At 45.4% G+C, this 24834-nt stretch carries 40 protein-coding genes, 1 rRNA gene and 1 pseudogene; 7 read left to right on the forward strand and 35 right to left on the reverse strand.

Annotated elements, in window-relative coordinates:
- From L5M29_RS22345 to L5M29_RS22365, 5 genes are all read right to left on the reverse strand, one after another.
- A 16S ribosomal RNA gene (locus L5M29_RS22345) occupies window positions 1–216 on the reverse strand; the annotation flags it as partial.
- Window positions 217–749: 533 nt separating this feature from the next.
- Window positions 750–1337, reverse strand: a complete 588-nt coding sequence (locus L5M29_RS22350; protein WP_263170165.1) for a TlpA family protein disulfide reductase — start codon at window positions 1335–1337, stop codon at window positions 750–752.
- Window positions 1334–1813, reverse strand: a complete 480-nt coding sequence (gene nrfF, locus L5M29_RS22355; protein ID WP_105251045.1) for a heme lyase NrfEFG subunit NrfF — start codon at window positions 1811–1813, stop codon at window positions 1334–1336. Before nrfF ends, L5M29_RS22350 begins: the two co-directional genes overlap by 4 nt.
- Entirely contained in the window at window positions 1810–2364 is a 555-nt protein-coding gene (locus tag L5M29_RS22360; protein ID WP_105251044.1) for a DsbE family thiol:disulfide interchange protein, read from the reverse strand. Before L5M29_RS22360 ends, nrfF begins: the two co-directional genes overlap by 4 nt.
- Window positions 2365–2375: 11 nt before the next feature.
- On the reverse strand, window positions 2376–4355 hold the full coding sequence (locus L5M29_RS22365) for a heme lyase CcmF/NrfE family subunit (protein WP_113941594.1): 1980 nt from the start codon (window positions 4353–4355) through the stop codon (window positions 2376–2378).
- Window positions 4356–4755: 400 nt separating this feature from the next.
- Here L5M29_RS22365 and ccmI point away from each other — a divergent pair, with 400 nt between their 5' ends.
- Window positions 4756–6006: a c-type cytochrome biogenesis protein CcmI gene (gene ccmI, locus L5M29_RS22370; RefSeq protein ID WP_168827730.1), complete on the forward strand. Its 1251-nt coding sequence runs from the start codon at window positions 4756–4758 to the stop codon at window positions 6004–6006.
- A 61-nt stretch (window positions 6007–6067) separates the two neighbouring features.
- Here ccmI and L5M29_RS22375 read toward each other — a convergent pair whose 3' ends face one another.
- On the reverse strand, window positions 6068–6367 hold the full coding sequence (locus L5M29_RS22375) for a c-type cytochrome (protein WP_105251041.1): 300 nt from the start codon (window positions 6365–6367) through the stop codon (window positions 6068–6070).
- Window positions 6368–6685: 318 nt separating this feature from the next.
- On the opposite strand from L5M29_RS22375, the gene ccmA reads away from it, so the two are divergent.
- The 6 genes from ccmA to L5M29_RS22405 all read left to right on the forward strand — a co-directional run bounded on the left by ccmA (window position 6686) and on the right by L5M29_RS22405 (window position 10614).
- Window positions 6686–7336, forward strand: coding sequence for a cytochrome c biogenesis heme-transporting ATPase CcmA (gene ccmA, locus L5M29_RS22380; RefSeq protein WP_131525727.1), 651 nt, complete (start codon window positions 6686–6688; stop codon window positions 7334–7336).
- A gap of 11 nt (window positions 7337–7347) precedes the next feature.
- A complete protein-coding gene (gene ccmB / locus L5M29_RS22385; protein WP_006079706.1) occupies window positions 7348–8034 on the forward strand; it encodes a heme exporter protein CcmB in 687 nt (228 codons plus the stop codon).
- Between the two features lies 1 nt (window position 8035).
- Entirely contained in the window at window positions 8036–8782 is a 747-nt protein-coding gene (locus tag L5M29_RS22390) for a heme ABC transporter permease (protein ID WP_263170168.1), read from the forward strand.
- The gene (gene ccmD, locus L5M29_RS22395) at window positions 8782–8982 is read left to right on the forward strand and encodes a heme exporter protein CcmD (RefSeq protein WP_263170173.1); all 201 of its coding nucleotides are present in this window, start codon (window positions 8782–8784) and stop codon (window positions 8980–8982) included. Before L5M29_RS22390 ends, ccmD begins: the two co-directional genes overlap by 1 nt.
- Complete coding sequence (gene ccmE, locus L5M29_RS22400) at window positions 8979–9467, forward strand: cytochrome c maturation protein CcmE (RefSeq protein WP_105251038.1); 489 nt, start codon at window positions 8979–8981, stop codon at window positions 9465–9467. The genes ccmD and ccmE overlap by 4 nt, the downstream gene beginning before the upstream one ends.
- Window positions 9468–9609: 142 nt before the next feature.
- On the forward strand, window positions 9610–10614 hold the full coding sequence (locus L5M29_RS22405) for an ABC transporter substrate-binding protein (RefSeq protein ID WP_263170170.1): 1005 nt from the start codon (window positions 9610–9612) through the stop codon (window positions 10612–10614).
- A 57-nt stretch (window positions 10615–10671) separates the two neighbouring features.
- Here L5M29_RS22405 and rplQ read toward each other — a convergent pair whose 3' ends face one another.
- From rplQ to tuf, 29 genes and pseudogenes are all read right to left on the reverse strand, one after another.
- Complete coding sequence (gene rplQ / locus L5M29_RS22410) at window positions 10672–11067, reverse strand: 50S ribosomal protein L17 (protein ID WP_006083573.1); 396 nt, start codon at window positions 11065–11067, stop codon at window positions 10672–10674.
- 40 nt (window positions 11068–11107) lie between these two features.
- On the reverse strand, window positions 11108–12097 hold the full coding sequence (locus tag L5M29_RS22415; RefSeq protein ID WP_006083574.1) for a DNA-directed RNA polymerase subunit alpha: 990 nt from the start codon (window positions 12095–12097) through the stop codon (window positions 11108–11110).
- Window positions 12098–12121: 24 nt separating this feature from the next.
- Window positions 12122–12742 carry a 30S ribosomal protein S4 gene (gene rpsD, locus L5M29_RS22420; RefSeq protein WP_006083575.1) on the reverse strand — a complete coding sequence of 207 codons (621 nt, stop codon included), beginning with the start codon at window positions 12740–12742 and terminating at the stop codon, window positions 12122–12124.
- Between the two features lie 32 nt (window positions 12743–12774).
- Entirely contained in the window at window positions 12775–13167 is a 393-nt protein-coding gene (gene rpsK, locus L5M29_RS22425; protein ID WP_006083577.1) for a 30S ribosomal protein S11, read from the reverse strand.
- Between the two features lie 15 nt (window positions 13168–13182).
- Window positions 13183–13539 carry a 30S ribosomal protein S13 gene (gene rpsM, locus L5M29_RS22430; RefSeq protein WP_011787581.1) on the reverse strand — a complete coding sequence of 119 codons (357 nt, stop codon included), beginning with the start codon at window positions 13537–13539 and terminating at the stop codon, window positions 13183–13185.
- Between the two features lie 117 nt (window positions 13540–13656).
- Complete coding sequence (rpmJ, locus tag L5M29_RS22435) at window positions 13657–13770, reverse strand: 50S ribosomal protein L36 (protein WP_006083579.1); 114 nt, start codon at window positions 13768–13770, stop codon at window positions 13657–13659.
- Between the two features lie 21 nt (window positions 13771–13791).
- Entirely contained in the window at window positions 13792–15132 is a 1341-nt protein-coding gene (secY, locus tag L5M29_RS22440) for a preprotein translocase subunit SecY (protein ID WP_007644459.1), read from the reverse strand.
- A gap of 7 nt (window positions 15133–15139) precedes the next feature.
- A complete protein-coding gene (gene rplO / locus L5M29_RS22445) occupies window positions 15140–15574 on the reverse strand; it encodes a 50S ribosomal protein L15 (protein WP_006083581.1) in 435 nt (144 codons plus the stop codon).
- Between the two features lie 3 nt (window positions 15575–15577).
- A complete protein-coding gene (gene rpmD / locus L5M29_RS22450; protein ID WP_006083582.1) occupies window positions 15578–15760 on the reverse strand; it encodes a 50S ribosomal protein L30 in 183 nt (60 codons plus the stop codon).
- A gap of 6 nt (window positions 15761–15766) precedes the next feature.
- On the reverse strand, window positions 15767–16270 hold the full coding sequence (gene rpsE / locus L5M29_RS22455; RefSeq protein WP_006083583.1) for a 30S ribosomal protein S5: 504 nt from the start codon (window positions 16268–16270) through the stop codon (window positions 15767–15769).
- An 11-nt stretch (window positions 16271–16281) separates the two neighbouring features.
- Window positions 16282–16632, reverse strand: coding sequence for a 50S ribosomal protein L18 (gene rplR / locus L5M29_RS22460; protein WP_006083584.1), 351 nt, complete (start codon window positions 16630–16632; stop codon window positions 16282–16284).
- Between the two features lie 10 nt (window positions 16633–16642).
- Entirely contained in the window at window positions 16643–17176 is a 534-nt protein-coding gene (gene rplF / locus L5M29_RS22465; RefSeq protein WP_105251036.1) for a 50S ribosomal protein L6, read from the reverse strand.
- Window positions 17177–17186: 10 nt separating this feature from the next.
- Window positions 17187–17579: a 30S ribosomal protein S8 gene (gene rpsH / locus L5M29_RS22470; RefSeq protein ID WP_006083586.1), complete on the reverse strand. Its 393-nt coding sequence runs from the start codon at window positions 17577–17579 to the stop codon at window positions 17187–17189.
- 24 nt (window positions 17580–17603) lie between these two features.
- Window positions 17604–17909, reverse strand: coding sequence for a 30S ribosomal protein S14 (rpsN, locus tag L5M29_RS22475; RefSeq protein ID WP_006083587.1), 306 nt, complete (start codon window positions 17907–17909; stop codon window positions 17604–17606).
- A 10-nt stretch (window positions 17910–17919) separates the two neighbouring features.
- A complete protein-coding gene (gene rplE / locus L5M29_RS22480; protein WP_006083588.1) occupies window positions 17920–18459 on the reverse strand; it encodes a 50S ribosomal protein L5 in 540 nt (179 codons plus the stop codon).
- Between the two features lie 12 nt (window positions 18460–18471).
- Window positions 18472–18786 carry a 50S ribosomal protein L24 gene (gene rplX / locus L5M29_RS22485; RefSeq protein WP_006083589.1) on the reverse strand — a complete coding sequence of 105 codons (315 nt, stop codon included), beginning with the start codon at window positions 18784–18786 and terminating at the stop codon, window positions 18472–18474.
- 11 nt (window positions 18787–18797) lie between these two features.
- Window positions 18798–19166, reverse strand: a complete 369-nt coding sequence (gene rplN, locus L5M29_RS22490; protein ID WP_006083590.1) for a 50S ribosomal protein L14 — start codon at window positions 19164–19166, stop codon at window positions 18798–18800.
- 180 nt (window positions 19167–19346) lie between these two features.
- Window positions 19347–19595: a 30S ribosomal protein S17 gene (gene rpsQ / locus L5M29_RS22495; protein WP_006083591.1), complete on the reverse strand. Its 249-nt coding sequence runs from the start codon at window positions 19593–19595 to the stop codon at window positions 19347–19349.
- Window positions 19595–19786, reverse strand: a complete 192-nt coding sequence (gene rpmC, locus L5M29_RS22500) for a 50S ribosomal protein L29 (protein WP_006083592.1) — start codon at window positions 19784–19786, stop codon at window positions 19595–19597. Before rpmC ends, rpsQ begins: the two co-directional genes overlap by 1 nt.
- A complete protein-coding gene (gene rplP / locus L5M29_RS22505) occupies window positions 19786–20196 on the reverse strand; it encodes a 50S ribosomal protein L16 (protein ID WP_006083593.1) in 411 nt (136 codons plus the stop codon). The genes rpmC and rplP overlap by 1 nt, the downstream gene beginning before the upstream one ends.
- Before the next feature lie 11 nt (window positions 20197–20207).
- Window positions 20208–20900 (reverse strand): 30S ribosomal protein S3, encoded by a 693-nt coding sequence (gene rpsC, locus L5M29_RS22510; RefSeq protein WP_006083594.1) that lies wholly within the window; start codon window positions 20898–20900, stop codon window positions 20208–20210.
- Between the two features lie 9 nt (window positions 20901–20909).
- Window positions 20910–21242 (reverse strand): 50S ribosomal protein L22, encoded by a 333-nt coding sequence (gene rplV / locus L5M29_RS22515; RefSeq protein WP_006083595.1) that lies wholly within the window; start codon window positions 21240–21242, stop codon window positions 20910–20912.
- A 15-nt stretch (window positions 21243–21257) separates the two neighbouring features.
- Window positions 21258–21536 (reverse strand): 30S ribosomal protein S19, encoded by a 279-nt coding sequence (gene rpsS, locus L5M29_RS22520; protein WP_006083596.1) that lies wholly within the window; start codon window positions 21534–21536, stop codon window positions 21258–21260.
- 14 nt (window positions 21537–21550) lie between these two features.
- Window positions 21551–22375 carry a 50S ribosomal protein L2 gene (rplB, locus tag L5M29_RS22525; protein ID WP_006083597.1) on the reverse strand — a complete coding sequence of 275 codons (825 nt, stop codon included), beginning with the start codon at window positions 22373–22375 and terminating at the stop codon, window positions 21551–21553.
- Window positions 22376–22391: 16 nt separating this feature from the next.
- Entirely contained in the window at window positions 22392–22694 is a 303-nt protein-coding gene (gene rplW / locus L5M29_RS22530; RefSeq protein WP_025008843.1) for a 50S ribosomal protein L23, read from the reverse strand.
- The gene (gene rplD / locus L5M29_RS22535) at window positions 22694–23299 is read right to left on the reverse strand and encodes a 50S ribosomal protein L4 (RefSeq protein ID WP_113941598.1); all 606 of its coding nucleotides are present in this window, start codon (window positions 23297–23299) and stop codon (window positions 22694–22696) included. Before rplD ends, rplW begins: the two co-directional genes overlap by 1 nt.
- Window positions 23300–23316: 17 nt before the next feature.
- Entirely contained in the window at window positions 23317–23955 is a 639-nt protein-coding gene (gene rplC, locus L5M29_RS22540) for a 50S ribosomal protein L3 (RefSeq protein WP_006083600.1), read from the reverse strand.
- Between the two features lie 30 nt (window positions 23956–23985).
- On the reverse strand, window positions 23986–24297 hold the full coding sequence (rpsJ, locus tag L5M29_RS22545; RefSeq protein WP_006083601.1) for a 30S ribosomal protein S10: 312 nt from the start codon (window positions 24295–24297) through the stop codon (window positions 23986–23988).
- 334 nt (window positions 24298–24631) lie between these two features.
- Window positions 24632–24834, reverse strand: a pseudogene (tuf, locus tag L5M29_RS22550) (elongation factor Tu); the annotation flags it as partial.

The following is a 24834-nucleotide window of genomic DNA, read 5'->3' on the forward strand; positions in this document are numbered from 1 at the left end:
AGGCCCGAAGGTCCCCTCCTTTCCCCCGTAGGGCGTATGCGGTATTAGCAGTCGTTTCCAACTGTTATCCCCCTCGACTGGGCAGATCCCTAGGCATTACTCACCCGTCCGCCGCTCGCCACCTCAGAAGTAAACTCCCTTGTGCTGCCGCTCGACTTGCATGTGTTAGGCCTGCCGCCAGCGTTCAATCTGAGCCATGATCAAACTCTTCAATTAAAGTTTTGTTGCTTCCGTCTTGCGACTTCAGCGGCTCAATGAATTCTGATTTTTTGTTTCTAGCTAAAGAAACAAACTGTACATATTACTATGAACACTCATTGTTACATTGATTTAAATTTTTGACTGCCAACCCGAAGGCTAAGCAGTTTCGATTAACTCAACACCTGTGAGTGTCCACACAGATTTCTTGTTTTATCTTGTTAAAGAGCAACTCAACCTCATAAGAGAAGGTGAGTACCACACTGAGCGTCGAACGCTTCCAGTTGGCTAGGGCTGCGTATTCTACGCATTTCCCGTTTCGCGTCAAGGAGTTTTTTACAACTTCTTGCTGCGATTGAATTAAGTGCCATTCTCAACGGAGAGTAACCTGCTTAATTCAACCTAACTCGTCAGCTAGCTTTCGCTGTCTGCCGTGTCAGTGGATGCGCATTATAGGCAGTGAAACTTTTTGTGCAAGGGCTTTTTAAATGAAAAAAGATCGCATGGCGATCTTTTAAACAATGGCGATTATTTTACATGCAAAGTGCCCATTAATTGGGCTTTTTGCTGCCTTTATCGATAAAACCTTGGATTAACGAGACGGCTTTTACGTCATCCCAATCAACATAGGATCGAACAAAGGCAATTAATTGACCCTGTTGATCAAGAATAAAGGTCGCAGGAATCGTGTCGAGCGGAAAAACGTTCCCAAGACTTTGTGGTTGATCGTAGTAAGAGTTAAAATTCGCCATACCCAATGAACTTAAGAACGGCTGAACCTGCTGCTTACCTTCTGCATCAATAGAGATAGGCAGTACGACAAAATCTTCAGTCTTGAACTTAGTTGCTAACCTTTCGATTGCAGGCAACTCTCTGACACATGGCGGACACCAAGTCGCCCATATGTTAACCATAATGATCTTGCCTTTAAATTGGCTGAAGTCGATAGCTTTACCATCGACATCATTAAAGGCAACAGGCTCAATAGGAAAAGTCTTTGGCAGTACATTGATCAAATCAACCGTTGATTCCATCGGTTTAGCCGTTTGCTGCATACCAGGGTACGCATGCGCGACCCCAGCAACAAATACCGAAAGAATGGATGACAACATGAATGCCGTTATGACTTTATGCTTCATTTTGTATTGCGCTTTAGCAAGGTATCTAACTCGCGCTGATCTTCTGCGCTAATTTCGTTCGGCACATTACCGCCAATACGTTGCTTACGAATGAAGATAAATCCAATCACTAGACCCAGAAGTAATAAACCAATAGGACCTAACCAGAGAATGTAGGTCTTGGTTTCCATCTTAGGTTTATAGAGAACAAACTCACCATAACGACTGGTCATAAACTCGATGATCTCATCATCCCCTTTTCCTTCGTCAACCATCTTGAATACCTCAAGACGCAGATCTCGAGCAACGGGTGAATTGGAGTCAATCAAATTTTGGTTTTGACACTGTGGACAACGTAGTTCATGGGCCAAAGACAAACCGCGCTTTTGATTTTCAGGTGACTTGAATTCGTAAGTATCAACTGGTGTTGCCATGACAGCGGTCGTCATGCTGAACATCAGCACTAGACCACCTATGATTTTTATCAGCGTTCTCATGCTGCGCCATCCTTCGCTGCTTCAGCTTGTAATTGTTGGATCATAGGGTAAAGGGTTTCACTCCATACACGTTGGTCAATTGGACCTGCATAACGGAAACGGATAATACCGTTGTGATCAACAATAAAACTCTCTGGAGCACCATAAACGCCAAGATCTAATCCTAAACGCCCATCTTTATCATAAATATTAACGTTGTAGGGATCGCCCTGACGTTTTAACTCTTCTAACGCAGGAACACGCTCATCACGATAGTTGATCCCGTAAATTGGCAGAAGATTTTTACGTTTTAGCATCACTAAGAAAGGATGCTCATATTTACAAGATGGACACCACGTCGCCCATACGTTAAGTAATGATACCTTACCTTTTAATTGCTCATTCGTTATGATCTCAGCCGGTGTTTCTAGTCGTTCCAGTTGGAAAGCCGGAATAGGCTTCCCTTCCAGTGCTGAATCCAATTGCTGCGGATTCAGAAATAACCCTTTATAGAGAAACACCCCCATGGCGAGAAATATGACCAATGGGATAAACAGAACCAACTTCTTCATACATTCCCCAATTATTGAGCCGTTGCCAATTTTGCCTTTTCGGCCAAAGGCGCGACGGCTGCAGTGACTTTCGCACGGTAACGTTTATCCGATGCAGCGAAGAATCCACCTATCATCATGAAAATTGCCCCAAACCACAACCAACGCACGAACGGCTTATAGTTTAAACGAACCGCAAATTCAGTGCTGGTAATAGGGTCACCCATAGTTACGTACAAGTCACGGAATAGACCCCAGTCAATACCGGCTTCTGTCATATCCATAGTTCGCACATTATATTGACGACGATCTGGTTTTAGTAATGTCAGTAGCTCATCGCCCTTGTAGATCTCTATCTGTCCCTGCTGTGCAGTGTAGTTAGGACCCACTACGTTTTTGGTCTCGAGATACTTAAAAGTATAACCGGCAAGTTCTTGGCTTACACCAGGTCCCATACGAACACTTTTCTCAATCGAGTAATTTGACACCATAGTGGCACCAATCACAGAAACGGCAATACCGAGATGCGCAAAGATCATACCAAGCTGACTACGGCCCATGCGGCTGATGCTGATATCACCTTCTTTCGACTTGACCATGTTATAGGCCGCTCTTGCGGTAGCCAGAATAATCCAAGCCGCGGCAGCAATACCAAAGGCAACCCAAATATTGAATGCACCATCGACGATAAAAGGAGTCACAATACCGATAGCAGCAGCAATCATTGCTGGGATCAATAGCTGACGCTTAAGCTCGCCCGCTTTCGATTTTTTCCAACGAATAATTGGACCAATACCCATAAAGCCAAATAGCACTAATACGATAGGCACGAACACCGCATTAAAGTATGGGGGTCCAACAGAGATTTTACCCATGCCAAGCGCGTCGATGAGCAATGGATATAATGTACCCAATAGTACCGTACCTGCGGCAACCGTCAGTAGCACATTACACACTAAGAGCATAGTTTCTTTAGACTTAAGTTCGAAACGGGCTGGACTACTCATTTCACTAGCACGTAAAGCAAACAGTGTTAATGAACCGCCAACCGCTAAACCAAGTAACAACAGAATGAACATACCGCGGCTTGGATCGGCTGCGAATGAATGCACTGAGGTTAATACACCTGAGCGAACAATAAAGGTACCAAGCAAACTTAAAGAGAAAGCAAAAATAGACAGTAATACAGTCCAGTTACGGAAGGCGCCGCGTTTCTCAGTCACAATCAAAGAGTGAACAAGCGCAGTACCCACTAACCAAGGCATAAAAGAGGCGTTCTCAACAGGATCCCAGAACCACCAACCGCCCCAGCCTAATTCATAATAAGCCCACCAAGATCCTAGTGCGATACCGCCCGTAAGGAAGGTCCAAGCAGCCAATGTCCATGGACGAGTCCAACGAGCCCATGCAGAATCGAGACGGCCGCTCATCAGCGCAGCAATCGCAAATGCAAAGCTTACAGAGAAGCCCACATAACCCAAGTACAACATAGGAGGATGGAAGATTAATCCCACGTCCTGCAGCATTGGATTTAAGTCACGACCTTCGGCTGGGATCGGGAATAAACGTTCAAATGGGCTAGATGTGAGTAGCATAAACAAACTAAAGCCAATCACAATAAGAGCCAATACTGCCAGCACACGGGCAGTAAACACTTCTTCTAAACCTTTGCTAAACAAGGCAACCGCAGCCGCCCAAGTTGATAAAGCAAACACCCAAAATAACAGTGACCCTTCATGACCGCCCCATACGGCCGAGATCTTAAAGAAGATAGGTAACTGAGAATTTGAATGATGTGCCACATAGGCGACCGAGAAATCATCGACGGCAAAACTATAAGCCAGCACGACAACAGATAAGGTAATAAAAAAGAACATTCCGTACGTTAATGGCCAAGCGTACCTAACAAGGTATTGGTCTTTTCTGGCAACACCTATTAGGGGGACGCTGATTAATAAGAAGGCAAAAGCCACCCCTATTATCAACGCAAAGTGTCCAAGTTCTGGGATCATGGGTTTTCCTCAGTCTTCAATAATATGTTGATTTAGAAAGACTCTATCTCAACGCACAACATGCTATTCACGCAAATGCACGAAATTTTGCTCATTTTAGTATTTGCTATTGTTCCTGTCTGCCTCTTTCGTACAAAACTGGGTTACTTGTCTCATTCTCAATTTTAGAGGTCGATGAAAGTCACGGAAGAGGCTCAGTTCTGCATGTGACCGACAAATGACACTTAAGTTTCATACAAAATTTACAAGAAGAATCAATTTGTGAACCAGTGCCCAACTATAAGCTTTCAGCACTGGGATTACCTTATATTACTGTTCAATGAACAATCTTTACGTATAATCTTGCTTCCAAGCCTAGCGGTTACTCCGCTTTCTGCAAACTAAAGTGAATATAGAAACAATGACGACATTTTGGATTTTTATTGCGCTTGTTATGTTAGTCGGCCTGATGCTGATTTGGATCCCGCACTTCAGACAGCAAAAATTGCTGAAAACGGAAGAAGCTGGAGTTCGTAAACAAACGAACCTTGAATTGTTCAATGAGCGCTTAGGCGTTCTTGAAAAAGAATTAAGTGAAGAGCTACTCGATCAAGCCGAATTTGATGCATTGAAGAAAGAACTGGAAATCAGTCTACTCCAAGACATCAAACAAGCGAACGACGATTCACTGGTCAACCAAATAAAGCCAAAGACGATTCTGTGGCCGTCGATCATGTCAGTTTGTTTGATTGTCATCTCAGGCTATCTCTATCAACACTTAGGTGCCTTCGAGAATATTGATAGTGCTCAACAACCTGCGAATCCACATGCAGGAATGGATACGGCTCAAATCATGATGCAACGCGTGCAGATGATGGAAGCTCAAGTTAAAGCCGAGCCAGAAAACAGCCAACTGTGGTTTAGCTTAGGTCATGCTTATGTATCAGCAAACCAATATGATAAAGCGATTGCGGCTTTCGATAAAGTAATCGAATTAGTCGGAAAGCATGCAGAATTGCTCGGTCCAAAAGCAACGGCGATGTATTACAAAGCGGGTCAACAAATGACACCGCAAATCCAAGCTCTTATCGATGAGTCCTTAGCTATGGATGCCCAAGATCCTTCAACGCTACTGCTCGTGGGTATGGATGCTTTCTTTACTGCTGACTACAAGAAAGCCATCACCTCTTGGCAAACGATTTTAGATAGCGGTCGTGCCGACGTTGATCGTGCAGCTCTTATGAATGCAATCGAAACCGCTAACTTACGCATGCAGTCGGAAACCGCTGGCATGCCAAATGATGATGCACATAAGCAAGTCAAAGCGAGTGCTAAATCTGTCAATGTCACTATATCTATCTCTGCAGAACTTGCGGCTAAAGCCAGTCCAGAAGACACCATTTTCATCTTTGCCCGTGCAACTGAAGGACCTAAAGTCCCATTAGCTGCAACCAAAGTCAGTGCTAAGTCTTTCCCGATTACAGTGACATTAGATGACAGCAGCGGTATGGGTGGTGATGTAAAGTTAAGCGATGCAGCCAATGTGGAAGTGATTGCTGTACTGTCTAAACAAGGTAATATCAAACCGCAAACGGGTGATATTCAAGGCAAGATCAGTAAAGTCGCCGTAGGCGATACAGCGAACCTAGTACTTGATACTCAAGTGCAATAAATCGCAGTTAATTGCAGATATAAAAAAACCGGCTTTCGCCGGTTTTTTTATATCTGAAGAATTACTTAGCTGTAGACATAAATTTGATAGCAGCTTTGTAATCATCATCAGTACAATCAGTACACATACCGCCTGGTGGCATAGCATTCAGACCGGTTTTCACACTCTTCACTAGAGCGTCAACACCCTTAGCTAAGCGTGGTTCCCATTCTGCAGCGTTGTGCACTTTTGGAGCACCAGCAACACCCATGCTGTGGCATACGGTACATGCCTTATTATAAATAGCCTCAGCATCTTGAGCTGAAGCGTTAACTGACATAGTCAAAGCAGCGACAGCAGTCATTGCTAACAGTTTTTTCATGTTCAATGTTCCTAATGCAAATACGTACAAAGCTCGGCGCCGCCCTTACTTAGGCAGACTCATTATAGCCGACTAAGATTACTACAAACTTCAAGAAATCTCATCTTTTTGTGATTAGAATCTCAACACAAAATGAATCAGGCGACAAGGATGACAAATTCGTTAATATATTAGCAAGTCGTAAAAAAGTTCGATAAATATTGCGGTTATTGGAACCACATCATATTGCTGACATCTAGTGCAAACCAAGAGTAAACCCCCAATAACGTTTGTGTTAGAATGACTTGTGTTTCCTTCCGGCTTGAGATAGAGGGTTCAGTGACAAATATAACTAAAGAAACCACATTAGTGTCAGCCAGCAAGCTGACCTGTATCCGCGAAGAACGTATCCTTTTTGATGAGTTAAGTTTTGATATAAATGCCGGTGACATTGTTCAGATTGAAGGCCCTAACGGCGCAGGAAAGACCAGTTTATTACGCATATTGGCGGGCCTTTCTCGCCCCTATGCCGGACAAACTTTTTACATTAATGAAGACATAAACCGTTGCCGCGATGAATACAATGAAGACCTCTTGTATTTAGGCCATTTAGCTGGCGTGAAATGCGAGCTGACTGCCGAAGAAAACCTTAATTTCAATTTAAGAATCAGTGGTTATGATGACTTTGATACGTCAGAGATTTTAGCAAAAGTCAATTTAACGGGCTTTGAAGAAGCTCTCGCGGGGCATTTATCCGCAGGCCAGCATCGCAGAACAGCGCTATCAAGATTGTGGCATAGCAACTGTAAAATTTGGATCCTTGACGAACCTTTTACTGCAATTGATAAAAAAGGCGTCGAAGAACTGGAGCAGTTATTTATTCAGCATGCGGATAATGGTGGTTGTGTGATCCTCACAACTCACCAAGATATGGGCATTATCACAGATGATAGGCTTCGTAAAATTCGTCTCGATTATCGCTTCATATAAGGTCAGGCTCAATGAAAAGAGGCATCAGTTTTACCCAAGCATTTTTCACCTTGCTGCAGCGAGATCTTAAAATTGCTATTCGCCACCGCGGCGACATTTTTAACCCACTGCTATTTTTTATTATGGTCGTTACCTTGTTTCCGCTGGGAATTGGACCAGAGCCGCAAATGTTAGCACGTGTGGCACCGGGGATAATTTGGGTAGCCGCATTATTAGCATCAATGTTGTCACTTGAAAGGCTTTTCAAAGCCGACTTTAGTGATGGTAGCTTAGAACAAATGCTATTAAGTCCGCAGCCATTAGCCATTCTCGTATTAGCTAAAGTGTTAGCCCACTGGATTTTAACTGGTGTGCCACTGATTATTATCGCACCACTGTTAGCGGTATTACTCAATCTAGATGGCAACAGCTACGGTGCGTTAATTTCGACGCTTGCGCTAGGCACGCCAGTATTGTCGCTGTTAGGTGCTATTGGTGTGGCATTAACCGTCGGTCTAAGGAAAGGCGGCGTATTACTCAGCTTACTTATTTTGCCCCTATATATCCCAGTACTCATTTTTGCAACGAGTGCCATAGACGCGGCAGGAATGAATTTACCCTATGATGGTCAGCTCGCTATAATAGGCGCTATGCTGGTCGGATCGTTAACCTTAGCACCTTTTGCAATTGGTGCATCTCTGCGAGTGAGTACTAACTAAAATGTGGAAATGGTTACACCCTTACGCGGATCCTGAACGCGCATATAAATTATCAGGAACGTTATTTCCATGGTTTGCGATCTTAGCCGGTCTATTGATTGCTGTTGGCACTACATGGGGACTCGTCTTCGCGCCGACGGATTACCAGCAGGGTGATAGCTACCGTATTATCTTTATCCATGTTCCTGCCGCGTCTATGTCAATGGCGGCTTATATGGGTATGGCAACCGCAGCCTTTATCGGTCTAGTTTGGCAGATAAAACTTGCCGACTGGGCTGCAGCATCTATTGCGCCTATCGGCGCAGTGATCACCTTTATCGCACTCTTTACCGGAGCGGCATGGGGTAAACCTATGTGGGGTGCTTGGTGGGTATGGGATGCACGCTTAACTTCAGAGCTGGTATTACTATTCCTATATCTAGGTGTGATCTCGCTCTATGCCTCATTTGAGGATAAAGTGCTCGCAGCGCGTGCAGCAGGGATCTTAGCGATCGTTGGTGTGATCAATATTCCCATCATCAAATACTCAGTTGAATGGTGGAGCTCATTACATCAACCGTCGACAATACGCATTACCGAGAAATCGACTATGTCGACGGAAATGCTTTATCCACTGCTAATTAACATACTGGGCTTCGGTCTTATGATTGGCGCTATCACTATTGTTCGCTTTAGATCAGAAATTTTAGCAAGAAATGGCATGCGCCCTTGGGTCCGTGAACTAGCTAAAGCGGAGGAGGTCAAATGATGCAATTCGATTCAATCAGTGATTTTTTTAATATGGGCGGCTATGCATTCTATGTATGGCTATCCTACGGAGTGACCTTCTTCAGCCTCTCTACGCTCATCATTACCAGCGCACGCCAAAAGCGTAAGGTGTTAATTGATATCGCGAAGAAGATGGATAGAGAAGAACGCCTAAAAGAAACTAGGAGTACTAAATCGTGAACCCAAGACGCAAAAAAAGACTGACATTAGCTGTAGCATTAATCGGTGGCGTTGCTGCGATTACTTCGCTTTTGCTCTATGCGCTGAACTCCAACTTGAACTTATTCTATACTCCGTCTGAAATTGTCCACGGCAAGACAGACACTGGCGTAAAACCTGAAATTGGCCAACGTATTCGTGTCGGCGGAATGGTGACGGTAGGTTCGATGGTGCGAGATCCCAAAAGCTTGCATGTCGAATTTGCAGTGCATGACTCCCTCGGCGGCGAAGTACTGGTCACTTATGACGACTTATTACCCGATCTTTTCCGTGAAGGACAAGGCATAGTTGCTCAGGGTGTACTGGGTGCTGATGGCAAACTAGAAGCAACTGAAGTACTCGCCAAGCATGATGAAAACTACATGCCACCAGAAGTCGCTGAAGCCATGGGCCAAAAGCACGAAAAGTTAGATTATAGCCAGCAAAAGGCACCTGATACTAAGTAGGTTATTGATGGATCAGCAATAGCGTACAAACTAAGCCTCCTAGCTTAATAACTAGTGAGGCTTTTTTATTATCTGAATATGCACAATTAAAGGTGGACTATACTCTAGGCAGCGCCAATACCTAAGACTGCATATGATTCAAATGAGACAACTGAACTCTAGTTTGCAACACATTCTAAGCTTCCTAATTATCTGCTTGGTAGGCCTCTCTCATGAAGCCAATGCTGCTAAAGTTGTTGTTATCGAAAGCTACCATCATAGCTATCAATGGGACCAAGAATACTATCAAGCGATTTATGACACGCTCAGCCCTCACCATGATGTTAGTTATTTCGAGATGGATACCAAACGCTTACCCCAAGAGCAATTTGCTGAACGGGCTGACTTAGCATGGAAATACATTCAACAACAAGCACCTCAATTGGTTATTCTCGCCGATGATAATGCGGTTAATCTCTTACACCAGCGCCTAAATGACAGCCTAATCCCAGTAGTCTATTTAGGGGTGAATATGAATCCTAGAGAATATCATCTCAATGAACACAAACGCTTCACAGGCGTCATTGAGAGACCACTACTACGACGTTCACTACTGCTCATTCAACGTTTACTACCGCAAACTGTGCATAGAAAAATCTTAGTTCTATTCGACCAAGGAGTCACCTCTGACTCAGCGGCTGAATACATCAGTAAACAACACTCAAGCATGTTAGGCGATATCGAAGTTAATTTAGTGCAATTGTCACAGCTAACAGATTGGCAGCGGAATGTATTGACCGCGAAGGAACAGGGTTATAACGCTATAGTCGTGGCGCTATACCACACGGTTAGAGATGCAGATAATCGCTCGGTAGATGCAGATCAGCTCCTAAAATGGATATCTGAACATACTCCGGTACCGAATTTTGGGTTTTGGGGATTTAGTGTCTCTGCTGAAGGTAATATTGGTGGCTATGTTCTCGATGGCTATCATCATGGCAAGATTGCAGCGAATATGGCGACAAAAATACTCGGCGGCGAGAAACCCGAAAATATTTTCCCAGTAACAGATGATCTTGGAAAATACATGTTTAGCCAGAAAGGCTTAGCTAAATGGAATATCGTCCTCCCAAAAGAAATCGAGAAAACCACACTTTGGGTGAAATAGTCAAAAAGGCATAAAAAAGCCGGGCTAATGCCCGGCTTTTTAAAAGTGTAACCTTAATTACTCAGCAGCTTCAACATCAACAGCTTGAGCAGCTTCTGGGCGACCAACTAGCTCGATGTAAGCCATAGGGGCTTTATCACCAGCACGTAAACCGCACTTAAGGATACGGGTATAGCCACCAGGACGTTCCTGGTAACGTGGACCCAACTCAGTAAATAACTTACCAACGACTTCAGCGTCGCGAGTACGTGCAAACGCTAAACGACGGTTTGCAACGCTGTCACTCTTAGCAAGTGTTATCAGAGGCTCAACTACGCGACGCAGTTCTTTCGCTTTAGCCACAGTTGTCTTGATGATCTCATGACGAACTAGTGAACCGGCCATGTTGCGAAACATGGCTTGGCGATGACTGCTGTTACGGTTTAGTTGACGACCACTCTTACGATGGCGCATGACCTAATCCTTATAACCTAAATCTGTACAAACCTGAGACTTATAGGTCGTCTGCTAAACTAGCTGGAGGCCAGTTTTCCAAACGCATACCTAACGACAGTCCGCGAGAAGCTAAAACATCCTTAATTTCAGTAAGAGATTTCTTACCTAAGTTCGGGGTTTTCAGCAACTCAACTTCAGTACGCTGTACCAGATCTCCGATGTAATGAATCGCTTCGGCTTTCAAGCAGTTAGCCGAACGTACAGTTAGCTCTAAATCGTCGACAGGACGCAGCAGAATCGGATCGAATTCCGGTTTCTCTTCTTTCAGCTCTGGCTCAGTCACGTCACGTAACTCTACAAACGCATCTAGCTGTTCAGCCAGAATAGTTGCAGAACGACGGATAGCTTCCTCAGGATCGATAGTACCGTTTGTGGTCATATCGATAACGAGTTTATCTAAGTCAGTACGCTGTTCTACACGTGCTGCTTCTACATTGTAGGCAATACGTGCAACTGGCGAGAAAGAAGCATCAACCAGCAAGCGGCCGATTGGGCGATCATCGTCTTCGGTCTGTGCACGAGCAGATGCTGGTACATAACCACGACCACGCTCAACGCGAATACGCATGCTGATATCATTGTTACCTGTCAGATGACAGATAATATGATCAGGATTCACGATAGTGACATCACCATCATGCGTGATATCTGCTGCGATGACAGGGCCTGCGCCGGACTTGCTCAACGTAAGCATCGCCTCGTCTTTACCCTCGATGGTCACTGCTAACCCTTTCAGGTTTAACAAGATCTCAAGGATATCTTCTTGAACGCCTTCCTTACTGCTGTATTCGTGCAGTACACCGTCAATCTCGACTTCGGTAACCGCGCAGCCGGGCATAGACGACAATAGGATGCGACGCAACGCGTTACCTAAAGTGTGGCCGAAACCACGCTCAAGTGGTTCCAATGTAACCTTGGCACGTGTTGAGTTAACCTGCTCGATATCAACGAGACGCGGTTTAAGAAATTCTGTAACAGAACCCTGCATTGTGTCCTCTCTTGTTTGTTAGCCTTACTTAGAGTAAAGCTCGACGATCAGCTGTTCGTTAATTTCCGCAGACAAATCGCTACGTTCTGGAACGCGCTTGAAAGCACCTTCCATTTTCGCGTTGTCGACTTCAACCCATGTAGGCTTCTCGCGTTGAGCTGCCACTTCTAAAGCCGCTTTAATACGAGCTTGAGTACGTGACTTCTCGCGGATGCTCACAACATCATTCGCAGACACTTTGAATGATGGAATGTTAACAACACGACCGTTAACCATAATAGATTTATGGCTTACTAGCTGACGTGATTCTGCACGAGTTGCACCGAAGCCCATACGATAAACAACGTTATCAAGACGGGTTTCTAAAAGCTGAAGCAGGTTTTCACCTGTGTTGCCTTTAGTACGTGCAGCATCTTTGTAATAGTTACGGAATTGTTTTTCTAACACACCGTAAATACGACGAACTTTTTGTTTTTCGCGTAACTGAGTACCGTACTCTGACAAACGTGGCTTACGAGCGCCATGTTGTCCAGGTGCAGTTTCCAGTTTACACTTTGAATCGATTGCTCTCACACCGCTTTTTAAGAAAAGGTCTGTACCTTCTCGGCGGCTGAGCTTGAGCTTGGGACCCAAGTATCTTGCCATGATCTTTCTCCAACTATCCTAATGAAACGGCGTTATACACGACGCTTTTTAGGAGGACGACAACCATTATGAGGGATCGGCGTCACATCGGTAATGTTGGTAATTTTATAACCAACAGCGTTCAGCGCACGAATGGCTGACTCACGACCTGGACCTGGACCCTTCACAAACACTTCAAGGTTTTTTAAACCGTAGTCTTGAGCAGCAGCACCTGCACGCTCAGCAGCCACCTGTGCAGCAAATGGAGTAGATTTACGTGAACCACGGAAACCTGAACCACCTGAAGTAGCCCATGACAACGCATTACCTTGACGATCTGTAATGGTGACAATAGTGTTGTTGAAAGAAGCATGGATATGAGCCATGCCATCTGCAACCTGTTTACGTACGCGCTTACGCGGAGAACGTGACGGAACTTTAGCCATTGCTTTACCTTCCCGTTACTTTCTAATAGGTTTACGTGGACCTTTACGCGTACGCGCATTGGTCTTAGTACGTTGCCCACGGAGAGGCAGGCTACGGCGATGGCGGAGACCACGATAACAACCAAGATCCATAAGACGCTTGATGTTCATTGAAATCTCACGACGTAAGTCACCTTCTACTAGGTATTTGGCGACTTCTTCGCGTAGTGTGTCTATTTGAGCTTCGCTCAATTCCTTGATCTTAGCAGTTTCAGCGATTGCTGTAGCCGCGCAGATTGCTCTAGCGCGAGTACGGCCGATGCCGAAAATTGCAGTCAATGCGATGACTGTATGCTTTTGATCAGGAATGTTAATGCCAGCGATACGGGCCACTATGCACTCCTTAAAGTTAAAGGCCAACTGCGAAAAGCCCGAAAGGATACTCGACAGTCGACAGATTTGCAAACAAAATTTTGTTCAGCCCAATTCATGGGCTGAACAAATTACTTTTTAGCCTTGACGCTGTTTGTGTTTTGGTTCAACACAGATAACGCGTACAACGCCACTACGCTTGACGATCTTGCAGTTACGGCAGATCTTCTTCACGGAAGCTCGAACTTTCATTTCATCACTCCGTAAAGCTACTTAGCGACCAAAGCGATCTAAATTCGCTTTGTTAACTAGGTTAGCTTTCTTCATCACAGACTCATACTGATGAGACATCATATGCGTCTGAACCTGAGCCATGAAGTCCATGATTACGACTACCATAATTAGTAGTGAAGTACCGCCGAAATAGAACTGTACTTTCCACGCAATTAACATGAACTCCGGAATTAAGCAGATAAAGGTTATGTATAACGCGCCTGCCAATGTCAAACGGGTCATAACTTTATCAATGTAACGCGAAGTCTGTTCTCCAGGACGGATCCCAGGGATGAATGCACCACTCTTCTTCAAGTTATCTGCTGTTTCACGTGGGTTAAACACCAACGCAGTATAGAAGAAACAGAAAAAGATAATCGCTGTTGCATATAATAATGAGTAAAGCGGTTGTCCAGGTGAAACAGCCAGTGAAAAATCACTCAACCATGACATGGACTCATTTTGACCGAACCACTGAGCCAGTGTTCCAGGAAACAAAATGATGCTTGACGCAAAGATTGGCGGAATAACACCTGCCATGTTTATTTTCAGCGGTAGATGGGTACTTTGCGCAGCGAACACCTTACGGCCTTGCTGACGCTTAGCATAGTTAACGACGATACGGCGCTGACCACGTTCCACAAACACTACAAAATAAGTCACTGCAAACACAATTACCGCGAGCAACAACAATACTAACACATTCAAGTCACCTTGACGCGCCTGCTCAGCCGTTTGGCCGATAGCGGAAGGTAATCCAGCAACAATACCTGCGAAAATCAAAATCGAGATACCATTACCTATACCACGTTCGGTAATTTGCTCACCTAGCCACATCAGGAACATAGTTCCTGTTACTAAGCTCACAACCGCAACAAAGTAGAATCCAAATCCAATGTTGACCACAAGGCCTGGCACTAAGTTTGGTAACCCGGTTGCAATACCGACCGACTGGAATGTACCCAGCACTAAGGTACCCCATCTGGTATATTGACTGATTTTCTTACGTCCTGATTCGCCTTCCTTTTTCAATTCAGCGAGTGCAGGATGTACGACAGTCAACAGTTGCATGATAATCGATGCCGAAATGTACGGCATAATACCTAATGCAAAGATAGAGGCACGCTCAAGGGCACCACCCGAGAACATGTTAAACATGCCAAGGATGGTTCCACTTTGCTGAGCAAACAGCTCTGCTAATACAGCTGCGTCAATACCAGGAATTGGCACAAACGAACCGGCTCTAAAGACGATAATCGCACCAATCACGAACAGGAGGCGAGCTTTCAATTCAGAAAGTCCACCTTTCGCGCTTTTTAAATCAAGTCCTGGTTTTGCCATCGACGTATTATTCCTCGATCTTACCGCCGGCAGCTTCAATAGCTGCACGTGCACCTTTGGTTACCTTCAGACCTTTAACAGTCACAGGGCGCTCAATGGTACCTGAAAGAACAATTTTCGCAAACTGGATGTTGCGAGTTATTACGTTCGCATCTTTCAGAGCGTTTAAGTCGATAACATCACCGTTAACTTTTGCCAGTTCGAGTACACGAACTTCAGCTGTTACCATAGCGCGACGCGAGGTAAAACCAAATTTAGGTAAACGGATTTTCAGTGGCATTTGACCACCTTCGAATCCTGGGCGTACACCGCCACCAGAGCGAGACTTTTGGCCTTTATGACCACGACCCGCTGTTTTACCTAGACCTGAGCCCATACCACGGCCTACACGCTTTGGTGCATGCTTAGAGCCTGCAGCTGGAGATAGAGTATTTAAACGCATCTATTAATCCTCCACCTTAACCATGTAGTAGACCTTGTTGATCATACCGCGAACAGAAGGAGTATCTTCTAATTCAACAGTATGACCAATGCGACGCAAACCAAGACCCGTTAGGGTTGCACGGTGCTTCGGTAAACGACCGATACCGCTTTTAGTTTGAGTAACTTTTACAGTTTTAGTTGCCATGGTGCATTACCCCCGAATTTCGTCAACATTCAGGCCACGCTTAGCTGCGATTTGCGAAGGTGACTTCATGTGCACCAAAGCATCGACAGTCGCGCGAACGATGTTGATCGGGTTAGTAGAACCGTATGCTTTTGACAGAACGTTATGCACGCCTGCTACTTCCAATACGGCACGCATTGCGCCACCGGCAATAATACCAGTACCTTGTGATGCAGGTTGCATGTACACAAGTGAACCAGTATGACGACCTTTAACTGGGTGATGCAGAGTACCTGCATTCAACTCAACGGTCACAATGTTACGACGAGCTTTTTCCATCGCTTTTTGAATCGCGGCTGGAACTTCACGTGCTTTGCCATAGCCATAGCCAATCTTACCGTTACCGTCACCCACTACTGTCAGTGCTGTGAAGCTAAAGATACGACCGCCCTTAACTACTTTAGAAACACGATTAACTGCAATTAATTTCTCTTGCAGATCGTCTTTTTGCTGAGCTTCTAATTTAGCCATTTTATAACCCCTTAGAACTTCAGGCCAGCTTCACGAGCTGCATCTGCTAAAGCAGCTACACGACCGTGATACTTGAAACCAGAACGATCGAACGCAACTGAAGTTACGCCTTTTTCGATCGCGCGCTCAGCAACAAATTTACCTACTGCTTTCGCTGCGTCTACGTTACCGGTACTCTTCAGTAGCTCTTTAACCGCTTTTTCTACGGTTGAAGCAGCTGCCAACACCTGAGCTTCAGGATTGATCACCTGAGCATAAATGTGACGCGGTGTACGATGTACAACCAGACGGTTCACGCCCAGCTCTTGGATCTTCTTACGAGCGCGAGTAGCGCGACGTAAGCGAGATGTTTTCTTATCCATATCGCGTTACCTACTTCTTCTTAGCCTCTTTACGGCGTACTACTTCGTCGTCATAGCGAACACCTTTGCCTTTGTATGGCTCTGGTGGACGGTATCCGCGAATCTCAGCAGCGACTTGGCCAATTAACTGTTTATCAACGCCACGTAAGACGATGTCAGTTTGGCTAGGGCACTCTGCAGTAACGCCTGCGGGCAGTTTGTGTACTAACGGATGAGAGAAACCTAAAGTAAGGTCAATATCAGCACCGACGAGTTTCGCACGGTAACCAACGCCAACTAACTTTAACTTACGCTCAAAACCTTGAGATACACCAACAACCATGTTGTTTACTAATGCACGAGTTGTACCAGCCTGTGCCCAAGCGTTAACAACGCCTTCAACAGGGAGGAACTTAACTACGCCGGCTTCAATAACAACATTGACCGCATTGTTGATCACTCGAGTCAGACTACCTTTTCCGCCTTTGACGGTAAGGGTCTGTTCGTTCAAGGTCACCTCTACGCCAGCTGGAATAGATACTGGTGCTTTTGCTACACGAGACATTCCTAGCTCCTTAAGCTACGTAGCAGATAACCTCGCCACCCATGCCTGCAAGGCGGGCGGCACGATCAGTCATCAAGCCTTTAGAAGTGGACACAATTGCGACACCCAGACCGCCCATCACCTTTGGAAGTTCGTTTTTACCTTTGTAAATACGAAGACCAGGGCGACTTACACGCTGGATAGTCTCAACGACTGGTTGGCCTTGGAAATACTTTAAAGTAACTTCCAGTTCAGGCTTGGCTTCATCTGCTACGGCGTAATCAGCAATATAACCTTCATCTTTAAGTAGTTTCGCAATTGCGACTTTCAACTTAGCTGAAGGCATCTTCACTGATACGTGGTTAGCAGCTTGGCCGTTACGAATACGGGTTAACATATCCGCAATAGGATCTTGCATGCTCATATTAGCTTACTCCGTGACAAGTGCTTACCAGCTGGCCTTACGCAGGCCAGGAACTTCACCACGCATGGTTGCTTCACGTAATTTGATACGGCTTAAGCCGAATTTACGTAAGAAGCCATGAGGGCGACCAGTTTGATTACAACGATTGCGTTGACGCGCAGCGCTGGAATCACGTGGTAGAGCTTGCAGCTTAAGAACCGCATCCCAACGATCTTCGTCAGAAGAAGCTGGACTTGCAATGATAGTCTTAAGAGCCGCACGCTTTTCAGCGTACTTGGCCACGAGCTGTGCACGTTTAGCTTCACGTGCTTTCATTGATGTTTTTGCCATTACGCTACCCTTATTTCTTGAATGGGAAGTTAAAAGCGTCTAACAAAGCACGACCTTCTTCATCATTCTTCGCAGTAGTAGTGATAACAATATCCATACCACGAATCTTATCGATTTTATCGTAATCGATTTCTGGGAAGATGATCTGCTCACGCACGCCCATTGCGTAGTTACCACGGCCGTCAAACGCTTTAGCGCTTAAGCCACGGAAGTCACGAATACGTGGGATTGCGATATCGACTAAACGCTCTAAGAATTCCCACATACGCTCACCGCGTAGGGTCACTTTACAGCCAATAGGGTAGCCTTCACGGATTTTAAAACCAGCAACTGACTTACGAGCTACAGTCACAACTGGCTTTTGACCAGCGATTGCAGTCATATCACGGACAGCATGGTCCATGATTTTCTTGTCTGCAACAGCTTCGCCAACACCCATGTTCAGGGTGATTTTCTCAATCCGAGGGACTTGCATGACACTGGTATAACCGAACTTTTTAGCAAGTTCAGCGACAACAGTCTCTTGGTATTTATCATGCAGTTTCGCCATCGTTTACTCCAATTACTTAACGAGTTCACTGTTCGATTTGAAGAAACGAACTTTTTTGCCGTCTTCAAAGCGGAAACCAACGCGATCAGCTTTGCCAGTGGCAGAGTTGAAAATCGCTACATTTGATGCTTGTATCGGTGCTTCTTTCTCAACAATACCGCCAGCTACGCCCAATTGTGGGTTTGGCTTTTGGTGTTTTTTGACAAGATTGATGCCTTCAACAATCAATTTACCAGTAGGAAGGACTTGAGAAACTTTTGCACGTTTACCCTTGTCTTTACCTGCTAATACAATCACTTCGTCTTCACGACGTATTTTAGCTGCCATTTTGAAGCTCCTTACAGTACTTCTGGTGCCAGCGAGACAATTTTCATAAATTGCTCATTACGCAATTCACGTGTCACTGGTCCAAAGATACGAGTACCAATCGGCTGCAGGTTGTTGTTCAAAAGAACAGCTGCATTCCGATCGAAGCGAATGACAGAACCGTCTGGACGACGTACGCCTTTCTTAGTACGGACTACCACCGCGTTATACACATCGCCTTTCTTCGCTTTAGCGCGAGGAATCGCTTCTTTAACAGAAACTTTGATGATGTCGCCGATACCGGCATAACGACGATGAGAGCCACCCAAGACCTTAATACACTGAACTCTGCGTGCGCCGCTGTTACAAGCAACGTCAAGAGTCGATTGCATTTGGATCATTTTAAGTGCTCCGCTATCGTTACTACACAATTCCCACTATGGGACAATAAAAACACTCATTTTTGCTATTAATTTAGTCAAAAATGGCGCGCAAATATAACACCATAAAAGTGGAATGTATAGTATTAAAAAACAAACGGCCCCACATTCTGGAGCCGTTTACCTAAATACCTAATTAACTTAGGCCTTTGATACTACTTCAACCAGGGTCCAAGACTTAGTCTTAGACAAAGGACGACATTCGCGAATCGCTACTAAATCGCCTTCATTGCACTGATTCGTTTCGTCATGTGCATGGATCTTTGTCGTACGCTTAATGTATTTCCCATAAATTGGGTGTTTCACTTGGCGTTCGATAGCAACAGTAATGGACTTGTCCATTTTGTTGCTAGTTACACGACCCTGCAAAGTACGGATTTTATCAGACATTATGCACCCGCCTTAGAAGTAATAATGGTCTTAACGCGCGCAATGTTACGGCGCACCAATTTCAGTTGATTAGTCTGAGTCAACTGACCAGTGGCGTGTTGCATACGCAGGTTGAACTGCTCACGCAGCAGACCAAGTAGTTCAGCGTTCAGTTCTTCAACGCTCTTTTCTCTCAGTTCGCTCGCTTTCATTACATCACCGTCTTAGTTACGAAGGTAGTCTTAATTGGAAGCTTGGCAGCAGCCAAAGCAAACGCTTCACGAGCGATCACTTCAGAAACACCATTCATCTCATAAAGAACCTTACCAGGTTGAATCTGACATACCCAGTATTCAACGTTACCTTTACCTTTACCCATACGCACTTCAAGAGGCTTAGAGGTAATCGGCTTGTCCGGGAAAACTCGAATCCAAATTTGTCCCTGACGCTTAATGTGACGTGTCATGGCACGACGTGCAGATTCGATCTGACGTGCAGTTAAACGGCCACGGCCGACTGCTTTCAGACCAAAAGTACCAAAGCTAACTTCGGTACCGTTCGCTAGACCGCGGTTGCGGCCTTTGAACATCTTGCGAAACTTCATACGTTTAGGTTGCAGCATTGCCGGCTCTCCTATTTACCACGAGGCTTGCGCTTAGGTTGCTGCTGCTTCGGCTCTTCAATCTGTGGCAGCATTCCGTCTAGAACTTCACCTTTGAAGATCCAAACTTTAACGCCAATCACACCGTATTGGGTGTGACTTTCAGATGTAGAATAGTCGATATCAGCACGCAAAGTATGTAAAGGTACACGACCTTCACGATACCACTCATCGCGCGCAATCTCAGCTCCGCCTAAACGGCCACTAACTTGTACTTTGATACCTTGAGCACCAATACGCATTGCGTTTTGAACTGCGCGCTTCATAGCACGACGGAACATTACGCGACGCTCTAATTGCTGTGCAATAGAGTCAGCAACTAACTTGGCATCTAGCTCAGGTTTACGGATCTCAGCGATGTTAATTTGAGCAGGAGTGCCAGCAAGTTTTGACACTGCAGCACGCAATACTTCAACGTCTTCACCTTTCTTACCGATCACAACACCTGGACGGGCAGTGTGAATGGTAACGCGGATGCTTTTCGCTGGACGCTCGATAACAATCTTAGATACTGAAGCAGCTTGTAATTTCTCTACAAGAAACTTACGCACTTCCCAGTCGCTGTTCAGGTTACTTGCGTAATCTGATTTATCTGCGTACCAGGTAGAGATCCAAGGCTTGGTGATACCCAGACGGATACCATTAGGATGTACTTTCTGTCCCATTGCTCTCTCCTAGCGATCTGATACAACCACAGTAATGTGGCTGGTACGCTTCATGATACGATCAGCGCGGCCTTTAGCACGTGGCATGATACGCTTCATAGTTGGGCCTTCATCTACGAAGACGGCTCCGACTTTAAGCTCATCAATATCCGCGCCTTCGTTGTGTTCGGCGTTTGCGATAGCTGAGTCAAGTACTTTTTTAACCAGTACGGCGGCTTTCTTGGGGCTGAAAGTCAAAATCTCGAGGGCCTTAGCAACAGGCAATCCACGAATTTGATCAGCAACCAGACGGGCCTTCTGCGCAGACGTACGGGCAAAACGATGTTTAGCTAAAACTTCCATCTTATTCCTCCCGTATTAACGCTTCTTCGCTTTCTTATCTGCAGCATGGCCGCGATAAGTGCGAGTTGGTGAAAATTCACCAAGTTTGTGGCCGATCATTTCGTCAGTTACGAACACAGGAACGTGCTGACGACCATTATGGACAGCGATGGTCAAACCAATCATATTTGGAATGATCATAGAGCGACGTGACCAAGTCTTAATAGGCTTTTTGTCACCGGCTTCCATCGCTTTCTCTACCTTCTTCAGCAAGTGCAGGTCAATGAAGGGACCTTTCTTGAGAGAACGTGGCATGGCGAATCCTCTTACTATTTATTACGACGACGTACGATGTACTTGTCAGTGCGCTTGTTACTACGAGTTTTATAACCCTTAGTTGGCACACCCCATGGAGTCACTGGGTGACGACCACCAGAAGTACGGCCTTCACCACCACCGTGTGGATGGTCTACTGGGTTCATTGCAACACCACGCACTGTAGGACGTATGCCTCTCCAGCGCTTAGCACCTGCTTTACCTAACTGGCGTAGCATGTGTTCGGCATTACCAACTTCACCAAATGTCGCGCGGCAATCAACTGGCACTTTACGCATTTCGCCAGAGCGAAGACGTAGAGTGGCATATGCGCCATCACGAGCAACAACTTGTACATAAGCACCTGCAGAACGAGCGATCTGAGCACCTTTACCAGGCTTCATTTCAACTGCGTGAACTACAGAACCTACTGGGATGTTGCGCAGTGGCATAGCGTTACCGGTTTTGATCTCGGCAGCAACACCAGACTGGATCTTATCGCCAGCTTGCATGCCTTTGGCAGCAAGAATATAACGACGCTCACCATCCGCATACAATACTAACGCGATGTTAGCAGTACGGTTTGGATCGTATTCCAGACGCTCAATCTTTGCAGGGATACCATCTTTATCGCGTTTGAAGTCGATTAGACGATAATGCTGCTTATGACCACCACCTACGTGACGGACAGTGATACGGCCAGTATTGTTACGGCCACCACTTTTAGATTTTTTCGCCAACAAGCCAGCAAAAGGTTTACCCTTGTGCAGGTCAGTGTTCACCACTTTAACTACGTGGCGACGACCTGGAGAGGTTGGCTTACACTTAATAACTGCCATGATAATTCTCCTTTGCTTACTCAGCGCCGCCGACGAAATCGATGTCAGCACCAGCAGCTAGAGTCACATAGGCTTTTTTCCAATCGCTACGACGACCAGTACGGCCACCAGTGCGTTTAGTTTTGCCTTTGCTCACTAAAGTGCGAACTGAATCAACTTCAACTTCAAATAGCTTAGCAACAGCAGCTTTAATTTCAGCTTTAGTTGCATCGATAGCTACGCGGAAAACAACAGTGTTGTGCTTCTCAGCGTTCACAGTGCTCTTTTCAGAGATATGTGGAGCGAGAATAACTTTTAGCAAACGTTCTTCGCGGATCATCATGCTAGCATCTCCTCGATTTGCTTCACTGCGTCAGCAGTCACAAGCACAGTGTTGAAGGCGATCAGACTCACTGGGTCTAGACCCGCTACATCACGAACGTCAACCTTGTACAGGTTACGAGCTGCTAAGAATAAGTTCTCATCAACTTCTGCAGTCACAATCAGAACGTCTTCAAGGTTCATTGCTTTCAATTTAGCTTTCAGCTCTTTAGTTTTAGGAGCTTCAACACCGAAAGATTCAACAATAACCAAACGCTCTTGACGTACCAATTCAGACAGAATGCTTCTCAGCGCTCCGCGGTACATCTTTTTGTTAACTTTTTGGCTGTGATCTTGGGTTTTAGCAGCGAATGTTACGCCACCGCCACGCCAGATTGGGCCTTTAACAGAACCAGCACGAGCACGGCCAGTTCCTTTTTGGCGCCAAGGCTTTTTGCCTGAGCCAGTTACTTCCGCACGAGTCTTTTGAGCACGAGTGCCCTGACGCGCGTTTGCAGCGTATGCTACAACTACCTGATGAACCAGTGCCTCGTTAAAGTCACGGCCGAAGGTAGTTTCGGAAACTTCAAGAGCGCTTTGCGCGTCTTTCAATACCAATTCCATTACTATCTCCTCAGACCTTAAGCTTTAACGGCAGGCTTGATAATCAAGTCGCCATTGGTAGCGCCAGGAACAGCGCCACGGACTAGTAGCAGGTTACGCTCAACATCTACACGAACAACAACTAGATTTTGAGTAGTAACACGCTCGGCACCCATATGGCCTGACATTTTTTTGCCTTTGAATACGCGACCAGGCGTTTGGTTCTGACCGATAGAACCATTCGAGCGGTGCGACAAAGAGTTACCGTGAGTCATATCTTGAGTACGGAAGTTCCAACGCTTAACGCCGCCTTGGAAGCCTTTACCTTTTGATTGACCAGTAACATCAACTTTCGCTACGTCTGCGAAAATATCAACATTTAGCTCAGCACCAACTTCAATGCCCTCGCCTTCACCGTCTACCAAACGCATTTCCCACAAACCACGACCGGCTTCAACGCCGCTCTTGGCAAAGTGACCTGCTTCTGGTTTAGTGATGCGATTGGCTTTTTTGGTGCCAGTTGTAACTTGAAGTGCACGGTAGCCGTCAGTTTCTAAAGTTTTCACTTGAGTAACACGGTTGCCTGCAACTTCAATTACAGTAACTGGTATTGAAACACCATCTTCAGTGAAGATGCGAGTCATACCAACTTTACGACCAATAAGACCGATAGCCATCTCTCAAACCTCTTCTTACTAGGATCTCAATTAACCCAAGCTAATCTGTACGTCGACACCAGCCGCAAGATCTAAACGCATTAACGCGTCAACAGTCTTTTCAGTTGGCTCTACGATGTCAACCAGGCGCTTGTGTGTACGTAATTCGTACTGGTCACGAGCATCTTTATTAACGTGCGGAGAGATCAAAATGGTATAACGCTCTTTGCGAGTAGGTAGTGGAATTGGACCACGAACCTGCGCGCCTGTACGCTTAGCAGTTTCAACGATTTCCGCTGTAGACTGATCAATTAAGCGATGATCAAATCCCTTTAAGCGGATACGGATTCTTTGGTTCTGCATTGACCAGAGCTCCTAAAATGGACATATAAAAAATCACCCTCTAGCTTCTTCAATATAGAAAAGCAGAGCGAGATGATTTAACCGTTCGACTCCCAATCGGAGCCGCTATGATAATGATTAACTTCAGCGACTAATCATTTAATTCGTCAACCTAAGTCGACGAGGGGGCCATTATACCTATCTAAATTCGGATATCAAGCCCGCTGTGTAAATAGTCATCAAATAACTATTTAACTTCAGAGTGGCGAGCATTTTACACAAATTTGTGAATAAAACCAGCCCTCAAATAAAAAAGGAAGCCGAAGCTTCCTTTTCAAACTAATTTCTATCGCAATTAAGCGATGATTTTAGCTACTACACCAGCACCAACTGTACGACCACCTTCACGGATTGCGAAGCGTAAACCTTCGTCCATCGCGATTGGGCAAATCAGAGTCACTACCATTTTGATGTTGTCGCCAGGCATTACCATCTCTACGCCTTCTGGCAGTTCGATAGTACCGGTTACGTCAGTTGTACGGAAGTAGAACTGTGGAC

The organism is Shewanella sp. SM95 (assembly GCF_025653595.1).
GTDB lineage: Bacteria > Pseudomonadota > Gammaproteobacteria > Enterobacterales > Shewanellaceae > Shewanella > Shewanella oncorhynchi.